The organism is Pseudomonas sp. MWU13-2105 (assembly GCF_023242315.1).
Lineage (GTDB): Bacteria > Pseudomonadota > Gammaproteobacteria > Pseudomonadales > Pseudomonadaceae > Aquipseudomonas.
In genome coordinates, this window is record NZ_JALLIY010000020.1 from 95,029 (window position 1) to 109,018 (window position 13,990).

Here is a 13,990-nt window from a genome sequence, read left to right on the forward strand (position 1 = left end):
CTGTATCCGATGACGTACCACCGTGGGAGCCGGCAAACCGGCTCCTACAGGTTGTATGTATCAGCCGCCCATCAGATCCTTGACCATGCGTTCCTGATCAATCAGCTCCTTCTGGCGCGCATCGATGCGTGCGGCCAGTTGGAAGTTCGGCGCGCGGCGCTTGGCAAAGTCCAGTTGCTGGATCGCCTGCTTGAAGTCCCCCACCAGGGCAAAGTACTCGGCCCGTGCCTGGTGCAGGCCGATGATATTGCCGGACTGGCCGCGGGTTTCGGCGAGCTGGTACCAGACATCCGGATCGTCTTGGCGAGTCTTCAGCAGGTCATCCAGGGCCTTTTCCGCCTCGGCCGGGCGATTCTGCTTGATCAGCAGGTCGATGCGCTCCTGCTTCAGCGGGTAGCTGGCGGGATATTGCAGCAACATCCTGTCGACCCGTTGCAGCGCTTCGGGGAAACGACTGGCCGCGGTGTCCAGGTCGATCTGGGCCAGGTTGTAGGTGATGTCGTTGGGCGACTTGTCCAGCAGCGGCTTGAGGGTTGCGCGCGCCTCGTTCAACTGTGTGCCCTTGACCTGGGCGATGGCCAGGCCATAGCGCGCCACGTCGGACTTGGGGTTCTCGTCCAGCTGCGCACGAAAGCGCTTGGCCGCCAGCCCCGGCGAGTCTTCATAGGACAGCACCACGCGGGCCCTGATCAACTGATAGCGCAGGCTGTCCTCGATGCCGCCGGGCTTGGATTGCTCGGCGCGGTTGCGGGTGTCGGCGATCCGTGACTCGGTGACCGGGTGGGTCAGCAGGAATTCCGGCGGCTTGGCATCGAAGCGGTAGATACGCATCAGGCGCTCGAACATGGTCGGCATCGAGCGGGGGTCGTAACCGGCTTTTTCCAGGGTGAGGATGCCAATGCGGTCGGCTTCCTGCTCATTCTGGCGGGAAAAGCGCTGTTTCTCCTGGAAGGCCGCGGCCTGGGTGCCGGCAATGGTGGCGATGCCGGCGTCACCGCCACCCGCCGCCGCGATCACGATGCCGGTCAGCAGCGCCGCCATCATCGGCAGTTGCATGCGTTGCTGGGCTTCCACGCCGCGGGCGAAGTGGCGCTGCGACAAGTGCGCCAGTTCGTGGGCGAGTACCGCGGCGTATTCGCCTTCGGTCTGGGCATTGAGGAACAGGCCACCGTTGATCCCGACAATCCCGCCGGGGGCGGCGAAGGCGTTGAGCTGGTTACTGTCGATCAGGATGAACACCAGGCGGCGGTCCTGGACCTGGCTGCTTTCGGCCAGCTTGTAGACAGTGCTCTCGACGTAATCCTTGAGCTGCGGGTCATTGAGTTGCTTGACCTCGCTGCGTAACAGGCTCAGCCAGGCACGGCCCAGCTGGAACTCCTGTTGTGGGGAGACAATGGCGGAACTGGCGTCGCCGAGTGACGGCAGGTCGTCGGCGAAGCCTGGGGAGGCGAGCAGGCAGGCGAGCGTCAACAGGGTGGGGCGCAGAAAGGTCATGCACAGGGCTCTGAGTCGGCAAAGTCCTTACTGTAGCCGGACACCGGGCTTGCGACCAGAGCCGCGTCCACTTGAGGTATTCTAGACGTTTAGAATCGACCATCCGGCAGTGCGCCAGGAGTGAAGCAATGACCGAAGTTGTAGAGCACGACGCCGAGCTTGATGCCAGTGGCCTGAACTGCCCGCTGCCGTTGCTCAAGGCCAAGCTGGAACTCAATCGCCTGGCCAGTGGCGCGGTGCTCAAGGTGATTGCCACCGATGCCGGATCGCAGCGCGATTTTCGGACTTTCGCCCGGCTTGCCGGACACCTCCTGATTCATGAAGAGGAAGCGTCCGGCGTTTATCGCTACTGGTTGCGCAAGGCCTGACGCAGCGCGCCGGTTCAGGCCTGGTGCAGTGCCTGGGCCGCCGCGAGCACGGCGTCGACATGGCCGGGGACCTTCACGCCGCGCCATTCCTGGCGCAGAACGCCCTGGGCATCGAGTAAAAAGGTGCTGCGATCCACGCCCAGGTATTCCTTGCCGTAGAGCTTCTTCAACTTGATCACGTCGAACAGCTGGCAGATGGCTTCGTCCTTGTCGCTGATCAGCTCGAACGGGAACGCCTGCTTGCCCTTGAAGTTCTCGTGGGATTTCAGGCTGTCGCGGGACACGCCGAAGACTTCGGTGTTGGCGGCCTGGAAGGCAACGTACTGGTCACGAAAGCCCTGGCCCTCGGTGGTACAGCCCGGGGTGCTGTCCTTGGGGTAGAAATAGATCACCACCTGCTTGCCCTTGAGGCCCGCGAGGCTGACGGTCTGCCCGCTGGTGGCCTGGGCCTGGAAATCGGCGACGGGTTGATCGATAACGACAGCCATGGGGGGTTCCTTACATTGGGTTCTGTGGACGCCACGGTTCGATCAGCGCGTCGAGGTTCATCGCGTCGGCGAAGTCCAGGAACTGATCGCGCAACCAGCTGATCTGCACGCCGGCGGGCAGGGTCACGGTAAAGGTGGCATTGAGCATGGTGCCGCCGGTCTGGGGCGCGAGGTAAGTGTCGCAGGTCAGGTTTTCCAGCTCGACGTTATGGTCCATGAAGAACTGGCACAGCTCGTTGATGATGTCCGAGCGGTAGGCCGAGCTGACATAAGCGACGTACGGCAGCGCCTGCGGACGGCTCTCCAGGGCACCGCTGCGCACCACGCTGACGATGAAGGCATGCTTCTTCGCCAGGTTCGGCAGGCCGGCTTCAAGGCGCGCGAGGGCGTCCCAACTGCCGGAAATCTGCAGGACCAGCGCGCTGTACTCGCCATGGCGGGTCAGGCGCGAGGTTACGACGGCGCAGCGATTTTCATGGCTGGCGCGGCACAGGACGTTGGTCAGCTCCATGGGGTTGGCGCCGAGGGCACTGATAACAAGGAATTGTTCGCGGACTGTGGGGGTGGACATGCAGCATTCCTAAAGCGATGAGCGGTCAGTACCTTGGCGGCGTTCAGGGCTGGGTTCGGGGATCCGGATGCGGATGGCGAAGCCTGGAATCGAACGCTGGCGCCGGTTGCCGTCTCGCGGGGGACGGGCGGCGGCCAGGCCGGAGCGGGCTTCGGGCAGCGAAAATGGAGGCTGGAACCCGGCACATGAGCGACTCAGTACCGATCAAAGTCTGAAGGGTAGCGAAAAGCTGCGCTCAGGGGAATGCTCATAGACAGTACTTCGCTTGTACAAGCCTGATGGCGCCAGTACCATTACCGCTCTCTTTTTCCGGCAGGAGCGGTTGCATGATTGCGGGCAGTATGGTGGCACTGGTCACACCCATGGATGCACAGGGTCGTCTTGACTGGGACAGCCTGAGCAAACTGGTGGACTTCCACCTGCAAAACGGCACCAACGCCATTGTCGCGGTCGGCACCACGGGTGAGTCGGCCACTCTCGATGTGAACGAGCATATCGAAGTGATTCGTCGCGTGGTCGACCAGGTGGCCGGACGTATTCCGGTGATTGCCGGTACGGGCGCCAATTCGACCCGTGAAGCGATCGAACTGACCACCAACGCGAAAAACGCTGGCGCCGACGCGTGCCTGCTGGTGACTCCCTATTACAACAAGCCGACCCAGGAAGGCCTGTACCAGCATTTCCGCGCCATCGCCGAAGCGGTCGACATCCCGCAGATCCTCTACAACGTTCCGGGCCGTACTGCGTGCGACATGCAGGCCGAGACCGTGATTCGCCTGTCGAGCGTGCCGAACATCATCGGCATCAAGGAAGCCACTGGCGACCTGGAGCGGGCCAAGGCGATCCTGGCCGGCGTGAGCAGCGATTTCCTGGTGTATTCCGGCGATGACGCCACCGCGGTCGAGCTGATCCTGCTCGGCGGCAAGGGCAACATCTCGGTGACCGCCAACGTCGCGCCCCGTGAAATGAGCGACCTGTGCGCCGCCGCCATGGCCGGCAAGGCCGCTGAGGCCCGGGCGATCCACGAAAAACTGATGCCGCTGAACAAGACCCTGTTCATCGAATCCAACCCTATCCCCGTGAAATGGGCACTGCATGAGATGGGCTTGATGCCGGACGGTATCCGTCTGCCGCTCACCTGGCTCAGTGCGCCCTGTCACGAACCGCTGCGGCAGGCCATGCGCCAGTCCGGCGTCCTGGTTTAATTGAGGAAATACCCCGCATGAAGCGATTGGCCGGACTTTCTGCACTTGCCTTGATTATCTCCAGCACCAGTGGCTGCGCCTGGCTGTGGGGCCCGGAAGGATATTTCCGCGACCGCGGCAGCGATTACCTGGATTCGAAACAGACACCGGCCATGCAATTGCCGGCGGATGTCACCACCAGCAAGCGTCTTGACCCCTTGCTGCCGATTCCGCGCAACGTCGCCGACGACACCGCCAAGGGCCCGTACGAAGTGCCGCGTCCGCTGCCTTTGCAAGCGGCGGCCAGCGCCAGCGACTACAGCCTGCAGAAAAGCGGCGATTCGCGTTGGGTGGTGGCTCAGCATACCCCGGCCGAAGTCTGGCCAGTGGCCTTGCAGTTCTTCCAGGACAACGGTTTCCGGATCGACGCGCAACGCCCGCAGACCGGTGAGTTCACCACGGCCTGGCAGCGTTCCGACGAGCTCTCGGCGGTCATGGGCAAGCGCCTGGCCGCGGGTGACAACGAAACCCGCGTGCGGGTCCGTATCGAGCCGGGCGTGCAGCGCAATACCAGTGAAGTCTACGTAGTCAGTGCCCAGCGTCCGATCGGCAGCACGGCCAACGTCGATTTCACCGCGCACTCGGTCAATACCGGCCTGGATTCGGCACTCGTCGACGAAATGCTCTCGAGCATGAGCCGCAGCGCCGAGAAGGGCGGTTCGGTGTCGTTGCTGGCCGCGCGTGATTTCGATACCCCGAGCCGTGTCAGCCTGAGCCAGGACGGCAGCGGCAACCCGGTGCTCAACGTCGGTGAAGACCTCGACCGTGCCTGGTCGAGCGTCGGCCGGGCGCTGGAGCAGGGTGAGTGGCGTGTAGAGGACATCAACCGCAGCCTGGGCCTGTACTACATCAACCTGGCGGAAAAAGCCGAGAAGAAGAACGACGAGCCTGGCTTCTTCGGCCGTCTGTTCGGCAGCAAGCCGAGCAAGGAAGAGATCGAAACCCGTGCTGTGCGTTATCAGGTTCGCCTGAGCAAGGTCGGCGACAACGTCCAGGTCACCGTCGAGAAGGACATCAACACCGTGGCACCGGCCGATGTGGCCCGTCGGGTGTTGGGCGTGATTCAAGACAACCTGGGCTGATCCGGTGCGGTTTGCCGTTCTCGGCAGTGGTAGCCAAGGGAACGGCACGCTGATCGCCAGTGAAGACACGCTGATCCTGGTCGATTGTGGTTTCTCGTTGCGGGAAACCGAGCGACGTCTGGCCCGCCTCGGGGTCAGTCCGACGCAACTGAGCGCGATTCTGGTGACCCACGAACATGCCGACCACGTGCATGGCGTGGGTTTGCTGTCTCGGCGCTACAATCTACCGGTGTATCTGAGTCGCGGCACCTTGCGCGGCCTGCGCAAGCCCATCGAACCCGCGGGTTTCGTGGCCGGCGGCGAGACCTTGGAGATCGGCGGCTTGAGCATCGAGGTGGTGTCGGTGGCCCACGATGCCCTTGAACCGACGCAGTATGTGTTCAGTGATGGGCGGCGGCGTTTCGGCCTGCTGACCGACCTGGGTTCCTACTGTGGCCGGGTCATGGACAGCTACAGCGGCCTCGATGCCTTGATGATCGAGTCCAACCATTGCCGCGACCTGCTGGCTCGCGGGCATTACCCGGCCTTTCTCAAGCAACGGGTGGGTGGGGCGCAAGGACATTTGAACAACCACCAGGCCGCGAGCCTGGTGGCCGAGTTGGGCTGGCAAGACCTGCAACACCTGGTACTGGCCCACCTGAGCAGCAAGAACAACCTGCCGCGGCTGGCCCGGCAATGTTTTGTCGACACCCTTGGGTGCGACCCGGACTGGCTGCAATTGGCCGATCAAGATTCAGGGCTCGACTGGCGAGATATCGCCTGGCCCAACAACTTAACAAGCGGAGCCCATCATGGAAAAACGTGAAGAACTCTACCGCGGCAAAGCCAAGTCGGTTTACAAGACCGATGACGCCGACCGTTTGATCCTGCTGTTTCGCAACGACACCTCGGCGTTCGACGGCAAGCGTATCGAACAGCTGGACCGCAAGGGCATGGTGAACAACAAGTTCAACGCCTTCATCATGCAGAAGCTCGAAGCGGCGGGTATTCCGACCCAGTTCGACAAGCTGCTGGGCGACAACGAATGCCTGGTGAAGAAGCTCGACATGATCCCGGTGGAATGTGTGGTGCGTAACTACGCGGCCGGCAGCCTGGTCAAGCGCCTGGGCGTGGAAGAGGGCCTGAAGCTCAATCCCTACACCTTCGAACTGTTCCTCAAGGACGACGCCAAGGGCGATCCGTTCATCAACGAATCCCACGTCGTGGCGTTCGGTTGGGGCACCGCCGAGCAGTTGGCGAAGATGAAAGAGCTGTCGCTCAAGGTCAATGAAGTGCTGAGCCAGCTGTTCGACGCCGCCGGCCTGCTGCTGGTGGACTTCAAGCTGGAGTTCGGCGTATTCCACGGCCAGATCGTCCTGGGCGACGAGTTCAGCCCGGACGGCTGCCGCCTGTGGGACAAGGAAACACGCAAGAAGATGGACAAGGACCGCTTCCGCCAGGGCCTCGGTGATGTCATCGAAGCCTACGAAGAAGTCGCCAAGCGTCTGGGCGTACCGCTGTAATCGACGCAAGCATCTGATAGCACGCAAATTTTTTTGCTTTGGGGGTTCGCTTCCGGCAAAGGTGCTGTTATGATGCGCGCCGTTGGAGAGATGCCAGAGTGGCCGAATGGGACGGATTCGAAATCCGTTGTACCTTCACCGGTACCTAGGGTTCGAATCCCTATCTCTCCGCCATACTTGTACTTAAAGGCCCCATTTTATGGGGCCTTTTTGCTTTCTGTAGTTTCTGTTCCCCCATTTGTTCCCCCACTCTACTTTTGTGTGATTTTGCTCTGCCGCCCTCTAAAGGGGTGTGAATGCAGCGGTGTGAGCGCTTGGCATAAAAAAACTCATCAAATCGTATGGCGTGTGCGGCCCTGTCACCTGCAGCCCGGGGCTGTGGTCAGTCAGAACGCTGTCGTCGTAATGTAGTGGTCCCTGTATTGAATCGCTATGGGCATCGGACAGGTGTCAGTGCCGAAGCAAGGCTGACCCTACCTGTTCAAGGCTGACCCGCCTTAGAGCGCTGAGACTGCTGCGAGCACCCAGGCTGCCCAAGGAGAGCAGGGCCTGCCTGGTGACGTGTCGCAGGACTTGGTTTTAATTAGGCTTGGGCTTAACTTTCAAAACGACGGGTATCTTCTTGTTCGCAAAGGAGACTCCCAAGGCTGTGAGACTTATACCTCCGCGGTGGGGGCTTTGTGTGGCTGCTTGAGGGGGTGGGGGCGCGTCGGTTTCGAAGTGAGGCGAATAGTTTTCATTATCCTTCATCTCCAGATACTCTTTGGTGGAGTGATTGATCAAGGGGGTTGCACCGACGTCCGTGGCTGCTGAGTTGGTTTTTTCCTTTGCCTCAGGGGGGTGTTGGCTCTTGGGCTTAACGTAAGTGACTGGTTGCAAGTCGTTGAGTCCTGCCTGCGCCGTCGTGCTGGTGTTTTCCGCCGTCTTGCTTGCTACGGCTACGGGGCGGCTGATGCGCTTTTCTTCTCGCATAGCGTTATAGAGGCGTCCTGAGGTGCGAAGTCTCATCTCTGCGGTTTCATCTGCGCTAGCGGCTATATCGGCGTTAGCTTCGTCCCATACCTGCTTTCGTAGTTTGCCTATTCTGCGTTCCTGGTCTTGGGTGATAGCCACTGTCGAAAGGGCATCGTGCAATAGGACCTCGGTTCGGCACAGCATCGCTGCGGTGAACTCAAATAAGTCCATTGCGGCATTGTTGCCCTGCCTGAGCTTTTTGGCTTTTTCTTTGAGTTTGTCTAGCTGCTCTCTCAGCCCGGCATGGGCACTCGCTCCATCAGAAATCAACATGCTAAGCATGTCGGTTTCACTGGTGTCGTTCTTCTTGGCTAGCGATGCCAATACCTTTTTCACTTCGGCCTTGAGCTTGAACGTACAGGCCTTCCGACCCTTCTCTGGGGCTCTGTATTCCATCTGCCTCCAGGCGTTTCTCATTCTCTGGATGGTCGCTCGAGCAGTTCTCGATCGCTCTAGGTCCTCGCCAACGCGTAGCAGATCCTCATGTGTCGAGGACTTGTATTTCTGGGCTATTAGGTCTTTCCCTTGCAGATAGTCGTGAGCCCATTGCTGCTGCTTGTGATTATTTCTATCGAGCCATTCAAGCCCAAATGACCTCCGGCGCATATCCCGAGCCTCCCTCAAATTCTAATATTGATTTAAATGATAGTAGATAGATATATTTTTGTTATGTGTAATTATTTTTAATCGTTATGCGTAATTGATTCCTGCATAAAACAGGTGCAAATTCTTGCGATATAATAGGGTCTTTCGGCTGCAAGCCCATGGAGGCTCTGCGTGTTTCTAGCTGCTTTATTTTGCGAGGTAGCAGGACTTGAGCCTGTGGGGAAGTTCTTCCTTGTCCGCTTCATTCAGTGCTTTGGAGTGGCTGAGCCCGTCGACCTTGGCGTGAAGGTTTTGGCGAGGCAGTTTGGGCTGTCGGATCGTCAGGTGTCAGGAGCGCTAACGGCTTCGGTTGCGTGCGGTGCAATGATCTTTTCGTCTGCTCCTGAGGGTAAGGGGCGGCCCAAAAGGTGTTATCGACTTCATGACGGTTTTCACAAAAAGCTCAGTCAAGCCTCGGCACGGCCAACAACGCACCATGAGGCAGCTGTCGGCAACCTGCTGATACACGAAAGCAAGAAGGTCTACCAAGTAAGCGAAAAAACCGAGGAGCGGGATGAGGGTGTGCATCTGTTGGCCGACGCACGGAGACAGAGACAGCCCGGCCGGTTGAGTGTCGTGAATCGTCTCTTGCTGAGCGTGCTGCTGTGTCGTGCTGACCGTCTCGGGGTGGTCAGTGACCTCGGCTCTTCAGAACTGTGCAAGATCACGGGTCTCAGTAAGGAACGCTTGAGGAATAGGGTGCAGTGCCTGATTGACCAGGAGCTGATAAGGGTCTACGTACCCGGTGCAACCAGCTCGGTTCTTTCCGCCAAAATGAAAAGTACCTACTTTCTCAACCTGAACCATCCGGAGCTTTCGGTCGAAGGCAATGCCACTTCAGTTTTGGTCTGCGCAATGAGCGACCTTCCCTCCACGCGTGTACGGCATGCGCACCAGATCTACAGTGATATCGTCAAGCTCAAGCGTGACCCCACGGCTTTTGAGAATGACCAATACAAACAGATTCTTAGATTCTTTGAGGGCCAGCTCCTCTCATTCTTTCGCTTGCTACAGGTCATGCTGGAAAAATACGCCACTGACATGTTATCCAAGCATTGGTCTGATCTGGGTCAGAGCGTTTCAAGTCAATGGGCTCACGCTCAAGAATGGAGAGAACTCATCCGCAAAGACTTTAGATTTCCAAAGCTGCTGCCCAGCGTGGACGGAGATCATCCGAAGAAAATCGATGAAGACCAGTACGCTGCGTTGATAGATGACCTCTACCGTAGGGTTTATGTATTGGCAGAACAGATCAAGAAGCTGCTTTGCCAAGCCTCCGAGGTTTCGTTTGGGACGATGGATTTCGTCATCGTGCCTCAGCTCATGGTGCCTGGTTATTGCGGCGTCACGCTGCTTACTCGGCCCCATAATTCAGATGGCTGGCGTGGCTATTTATACGTTGAGCCATTCACTGAGCCGGTGCCCTTTCGCTGCGAGTCAGAGATCCCTATTGAGTATCGATACCGCTACGGCTTGCTGCCCCGGCCAAGCAGCGAGATGAAGGTCACGTAGGTATTTTCTTACAGGTCACCCGAATCCTCTGAACGGAATACAGAGGAGCCAGTTCATGAGGATCATTCGCCTGAAAGACGTCAAGCACGCCACCGGCCTGGGGCGGTCTACGATCTACAAGTACATCAGTGAGGGGAGCTTTCCAAAACCAGTGTCATTAGGCGACAGGGCTGTCGGCTGGGTTGAAAGCGAAGTTATGGGCTGGGTCATGGCCAGAATCGAGGCGCGTGATACTCACGAATCTCTCTCTGCGGTGTCACAGCTAAAGGCTGCGTGATCAGCAGATGGGCTGAGCTTGCGCCTGAGTCATTCGGTCGGCGTTTGTACTGATCGAATGGCTCCAAACAGTAGTTTATTTCCAGAGCATCTGAATCACTGAAATAGTCCCATTCTGCCCGCGTTCTCTGGCACTTCGCTACTCCACTCCCTTGCGGGAGTGGAGTAGCGGGTTTCGGTATTAGTATTATTTATAGGATCTATATTCGTAGGTAATATTTATACGAGATATCTATCGCTTATAGCGTCAGCTCATACGTCTTGTTCATCCAATGGGGTTACCAATCTACAAGCTCCATTCAGAGACCTATCAGGCTTACCCCCTCAATGGGGTAAGTGCCACGCGCTCAGTCATCCCGGCGTTGCTCATCCAGTAACAGGATCAGCGCCATACGTTGAGCCGAGGTCAGTCCCACAGGTAGATCGAATCGTAAAAATATACCCAGCCCACTGAGTCTATGAATTCACTCAGCGGATCATCCCCATGGCACACCAGCCCAAGCGTCACCCCGGCAACAGTAATCTTCACCTGCACTACGAGGGCACCTTTCGCTGTCTACCCGTGATGGCGTCCCACGCCCCCTTCATTACCGAATACCTCGAAAGTCTTCTTGAAACGACTCAGTTAGCGCTGAGCGCCCATCGTCAGGTGTTCGCGGTACGTTTCGATCTGCGCTTTCCAAATGACTATCTGCCACCTGCATCAAGCAACACCGTTATCTCCAGGTTTGTTGCTGCCTTGACCGAAAGGATTCAAACAGCTCGCAAGCGTGCAGAGCGCCTAAACGGCACTGCACATCAGACAAGCGTTCGGTGGTGCTGGGTCAGAGAGGTCGGACAAGAGGGCCGTCCGCATTACCACTTCGTCTTGTTGCTGAATCGGGATGCGTTCCACACGGTGGGACGCTTTCAATCTGAAAGAGAGAACGTATACAACCGCATTCAGGCCGCATGGGCCAGTGCGCTGGGGATTTCATTCGAGGATGCCGAAGGCTTGGTACATATCCCTGCAAGCGCCGAATTCCACCTCTCTCGGAATGATCCAGCGGAAATGGATCGGTACTTCCATCGAGTGAGCTACCTCTGCAAGGCCGCTACCAAGGACTACGGCAGTCGATGCCGGGCGTTTGGATGCAGCAGAGACTGAACAACGCCACAGAGCTTCGCGCCAGGGGTGAGCCGCTGAGCTCATCCCATACTCAATGAATCTATTCTCCAGCAGGTACGGTCATGCTTCTTCCTTACATCAGTCCTCGACTTCCGTTATCTGAATCACACGCGGCAATTGCCATCAGCCGGCTGATGGAAGCCGTCGCTCGCACGAGTGGGCCGGCCTATCTCGTCACCCTGGATGAGCTGGGCGATGAGCAGGTCAAATCGACAACGCTCTCCATGCTATTCGACTGCGTGCCACAGATTAACGAGGAGTACGCCAATCGCTGTGACGACGAACATCAAGAGGTGTTCTGGATGGCGTACCGGGAGATTGGGCTCGAACGCACCCCATGTGGGATGGTATGCATGGACAGTACGGAAACGGGCTACCTAAGCACTGAGCAAGCGATAAATGCACTGGTCGATAGAATCCGGCTGCTGCTCAGTCGCCAGGAGGAGGACGAGGCTGCTGCATGAGGTGATGATCGTCGTGCGGTATCTGATGTATTCGTACAACTGGATTTGACCCCATCAATTCAACGGTGGGCTGGTGCCAGCTCAGGCCGAGAAAAAACTTAACGTCGTGTCCGGGATTAGTTGACCACTACACCACCCACTTATTCTGAGGTTGCTTTATTTGGGGGGATGAAAAGGTCTCTACCTAATTCGAGTAGGGTCGTCAATTTCTGCCTTTTCACCTAAGGCGTTTTTGACGATGCGGTTCATCTCTTGCTCGTAGTCAAGAAAGGTTGATTTTGCGATTTGCGCGACCGCGAGCTCAAAAAGGCTGTCTCTCAGGGTAGGTACGGTGCTGTTGAACCCAGATTGGGAGCCGCAAGTCGAGAAAATAGCAGCATAATTAGGTGTTGACGCAACAACTACCTTGAAAAACGCCGTTAGACCACTACAATTTATTCACCTATCAGTTCGCGCCAGAGCCCAAAGCGCTCTGGTCACCCCATATCAATTAATTCCACCTCTTTCGTATCGTGCTCAGCGTTTGGGCAGGAAGTTCGATGCCCACGACCGCCCCCTCGGGCCCAAGGACAGGACGCAATGCTCACAAAAAAAGCCTCAATTTTTGCCACCGAATGGGCCGAAGCCAAACTTAAGGTCGGTCATGTAATCTTATTCGTTTCGGTGGTGTGCATTTCATTAATAGCGATCAGCACTTGGGGGGTCTTCAATTCTCTGGAATATCACCTGCACGACAAAGAGACTGAGATGTCAAATCTCTCCAAGACTTTGTCATCCAATATCGAGGCGACTCTCACCCAGGCCGACTCAGTGCTTTTAGGAGTGAAGGAGCGCCTGGAGTCTGAAGGCAGTGATGCGGAAAATTTAAAAAGATTAAATGAACTACTTAAAACTCAACAAAAGCGCCTGCCTCAAATACATGGTTTCTTTATCTATGATGAGCAGGGGCGCTGGCTACTGAATTCGAATGACATAATCCCAGCCGGCGCAAACAACTCAGATCGCGATTATTTTATTTACCATCGTGACCATACTGACCTAGGTCCGCATCTTGGCCCTTCGATTCATAGTCGTTCAACAAATGAATGGATCATGACTATATCGCGCCGAATCAACCATCCTGACGGGAGTTTTGCGGGGGTAACGATCGCTACAATTTACCTTAAATATTTCCTCGATCTTTACGACGGCGTAGACATGGGGGAAAACGGCCTCATCAATCTAGTGGCATCAAACGGCAGTATTATCGTACGCAAGCCATTCCGCGATTCAGACGTTGGCACCAATATATCAAAAGGAGAAGTGTTTGCCCTGCTAAAACCTAGTACAAGTTCAGGTACCGCAACCATAAAATCATTCATAGATGGAGTGGAGCGAGTAATAAGTTTTCGACGCATCAATGGGTACCCTCTTATAATTATTGCCGCATTTGATAAAAACGAAATTCTTGCTGACTGGCGGAGTGAATCACTTGCCAGCTTAATCATATCCTCAGTGTTGCTAATAATTCTTAGCTTCATAGGCTATCGACTTATTAAGCTTATGAGTCAACAGATTCAAGCACAAAGAGAACTACAGGCATCTCAAGAAGAATATATTGAAGTGAATAAAACTCTTGGCTTAATGGCTCTCGAAGATGGACTCACAGGGCTCGCCAATCGACGTCAATTTGATTTTTTTATAGAAACTGAAATTACTCGAACAAAGCGCAAGCTGGACGGCACAGCACTAATCATGATTGATGTCGACCTCTTTAAAAAATACAACGACCACTACGGCCACGTACAGGGCGACGAGTGCCTGAAGGCCGTGAGTGCAATAATTAAAAAACATGTCAATCGAAGCGGCGAGCTTGCCGCCAGATACGGCGGCGAAGAATTTGCTATTGTACTTCCCAATACAGATTATGTTGGGGCTTTCCTGTTGGCCGAAAAGATCCGACTCGATTTAGAGCAAAGCAAAATACAACATGAGAAATCGCCGCTAGGGGTGGTCACTATTAGTGTTGGTATTAGCGCGCTTTCTGGAACGGAAGTTGACACTCCCGAAAGCTTGGTGGATACAGCGGATAAAGCGCTATACATCGCCAAATCGAGCGGGAGAAACAGGACAGTTATTTCTGACTAGTGGCCTTTGTGGGCGGTTTGTTAATCTAAGTCTCC

The 13,990-nt window shown here is 56.5% G+C and carries 14 protein-coding genes and 1 tRNA gene; 11 read left to right on the forward strand and 4 right to left on the reverse strand.

The genetic code is table 11. The features are described from left to right. Positions 1-60 precede the first annotated feature (60 nt). Positions 61-1,494: a M48 family metalloprotease gene (locus M5B96_RS26145; protein WP_248799871.1), complete on the reverse strand. Its 1,434-nt coding sequence runs from the start codon at positions 1,492-1,494 to the stop codon at positions 61-63. 128 nt (positions 1,495-1,622) lie between these two features. Between M5B96_RS26145 and M5B96_RS26150 the strand changes: the two genes are divergently transcribed. Next, positions 1,623-1,862, forward strand: a complete 240-nt coding sequence (locus tag M5B96_RS26150) for a sulfurtransferase TusA family protein (RefSeq protein WP_248799872.1) — start codon at positions 1,623-1,625, stop codon at positions 1,860-1,862. 14 nt (positions 1,863-1,876) lie between these two features. On the opposite strand, the gene M5B96_RS26155 is transcribed toward M5B96_RS26150, so the two are convergent. After that, positions 1,877-2,350, reverse strand: a complete 474-nt coding sequence (locus M5B96_RS26155) for a peroxiredoxin (RefSeq protein WP_248799874.1) — start codon at positions 2,348-2,350, stop codon at positions 1,877-1,879. Positions 2,351-2,360: 10 nt separating this feature from the next. Beyond that, on the reverse strand, positions 2,361-2,921 hold the full coding sequence (locus M5B96_RS26160; RefSeq protein WP_100938862.1) for a glycine cleavage system protein R: 561 nt from the start codon (positions 2,919-2,921) through the stop codon (positions 2,361-2,363). A 326-nt stretch (positions 2,922-3,247) separates the two neighbouring features. Between M5B96_RS26160 and dapA the strand changes: the two genes are divergently transcribed. The 5 genes from dapA (at position 3,248) to M5B96_RS26185 (ending at position 6,923) form a co-directional block, all read left to right on the forward strand. Continuing rightward, a complete protein-coding gene (dapA, locus tag M5B96_RS26165) occupies positions 3,248-4,126 on the forward strand; it encodes a 4-hydroxy-tetrahydrodipicolinate synthase (protein ID WP_248799875.1) in 879 nt (292 codons plus the stop codon). Positions 4,127-4,143: 17 nt separating this feature from the next. After that, positions 4,144-5,247: an outer membrane protein assembly factor BamC gene (gene bamC / locus M5B96_RS26170; protein WP_248799876.1), complete on the forward strand. Its 1,104-nt coding sequence runs from the start codon at positions 4,144-4,146 to the stop codon at positions 5,245-5,247. A 4-nt stretch (positions 5,248-5,251) separates the two neighbouring features. Continuing rightward, the gene (locus M5B96_RS26175; protein WP_248799877.1) at positions 5,252-6,052 is read left to right on the forward strand and encodes an MBL fold metallo-hydrolase; all 801 of its coding nucleotides are present in this window, start codon (positions 5,252-5,254) and stop codon (positions 6,050-6,052) included. Next, positions 6,039-6,749, forward strand: a complete 711-nt coding sequence (purC, locus tag M5B96_RS26180) for a phosphoribosylaminoimidazolesuccinocarboxamide synthase (RefSeq protein WP_248799878.1) — start codon at positions 6,039-6,041, stop codon at positions 6,747-6,749. Before M5B96_RS26175 ends, purC begins: the two co-directional genes overlap by 14 nt. 84 nt (positions 6,750-6,833) lie before the next feature. After that, positions 6,834-6,923: transfer RNA gene (locus tag M5B96_RS26185), tRNA-Ser, on the forward strand. 405 nt (positions 6,924-7,328) lie between these two features. Here M5B96_RS26185 and M5B96_RS26190 read toward each other — a convergent pair. Further along, complete coding sequence (locus M5B96_RS26190) at positions 7,329-8,159, reverse strand: hypothetical protein (RefSeq protein ID WP_248799879.1); 831 nt, start codon at positions 8,157-8,159, stop codon at positions 7,329-7,331. A gap of 381 nt (positions 8,160-8,540) precedes the next feature. Here M5B96_RS26190 and M5B96_RS26195 point away from each other — a divergent pair, with 381 nt between their 5' ends. From M5B96_RS26195 to M5B96_RS26215, 5 genes are all read left to right on the forward strand, one after another. Beyond that, a complete protein-coding gene (locus tag M5B96_RS26195) occupies positions 8,541-9,920 on the forward strand; it encodes a hypothetical protein (protein WP_248799881.1) in 1,380 nt (459 codons plus the stop codon). A 55-nt stretch (positions 9,921-9,975) separates the two neighbouring features. Further along, the gene (locus M5B96_RS26200) at positions 9,976-10,197 is read left to right on the forward strand and encodes an AlpA family transcriptional regulator (protein ID WP_248799882.1); all 222 of its coding nucleotides are present in this window, start codon (positions 9,976-9,978) and stop codon (positions 10,195-10,197) included. Positions 10,198-10,680: 483 nt separating this feature from the next. Next, a complete protein-coding gene (locus tag M5B96_RS26205) occupies positions 10,681-11,343 on the forward strand; it encodes an inovirus Gp2 family protein (RefSeq protein ID WP_248799883.1) in 663 nt (220 codons plus the stop codon). 83 nt (positions 11,344-11,426) lie between these two features. Further along, positions 11,427-11,828: a hypothetical protein gene (locus M5B96_RS26210; protein ID WP_248799884.1), complete on the forward strand. Its 402-nt coding sequence runs from the start codon at positions 11,427-11,429 to the stop codon at positions 11,826-11,828. A 579-nt stretch (positions 11,829-12,407) separates the two neighbouring features. After that, positions 12,408-13,955, forward strand: a complete 1,548-nt coding sequence (locus tag M5B96_RS26215) for a sensor domain-containing diguanylate cyclase (RefSeq protein WP_248799885.1) — start codon at positions 12,408-12,410, stop codon at positions 13,953-13,955. The last annotated feature ends 35 nt before the right edge of the window (positions 13,956-13,990 follow it).

Coding starts and splice junctions, on each gene's coding strand:
- purC (WP_248799878.1), top strand. CDS start 6,039: ATGGAAAAACGTGAAGAACTCTACCGCGGCAAAGCCAAGTCGGTTTAC.
- M5B96_RS26205 (WP_248799883.1), top strand. CDS start 10,681: ATGGCACACCAGCCCAAGCGTCACCCCGGCAACAGTAATCTTCACCTG.
- M5B96_RS26160 (WP_100938862.1), bottom strand. CDS start 2,921: ATGTCCACCCCCACAGTCCGCGAACAATTCCTTGTTATCAGTGCCCTC.
- dapA (WP_248799875.1), top strand. CDS start 3,248: ATGATTGCGGGCAGTATGGTGGCACTGGTCACACCCATGGATGCACAG.
- M5B96_RS26150 (WP_248799872.1), top strand. CDS start 1,623: ATGACCGAAGTTGTAGAGCACGACGCCGAGCTTGATGCCAGTGGCCTG.
- M5B96_RS26155 (WP_248799874.1), bottom strand. CDS start 2,350: ATGGCTGTCGTTATCGATCAACCCGTCGCCGATTTCCAGGCCCAGGCC.
- M5B96_RS26215 (WP_248799885.1), top strand. CDS start 12,408: ATGCTCACAAAAAAAGCCTCAATTTTTGCCACCGAATGGGCCGAAGCC.
- M5B96_RS26200 (WP_248799882.1), top strand. CDS start 9,976: ATGAGGATCATTCGCCTGAAAGACGTCAAGCACGCCACCGGCCTGGGG.
- bamC (WP_248799876.1), top strand. CDS start 4,144: ATGAAGCGATTGGCCGGACTTTCTGCACTTGCCTTGATTATCTCCAGC.
- M5B96_RS26210 (WP_248799884.1), top strand. CDS start 11,427: ATGCTTCTTCCTTACATCAGTCCTCGACTTCCGTTATCTGAATCACAC.
- M5B96_RS26190 (WP_248799879.1), bottom strand. CDS start 8,159: ATGGAATACAGAGCCCCAGAGAAGGGTCGGAAGGCCTGTACGTTCAAG.
- M5B96_RS26145 (WP_248799871.1), bottom strand. CDS start 1,494: ATGACCTTTCTGCGCCCCACCCTGTTGACGCTCGCCTGCCTGCTCGCC.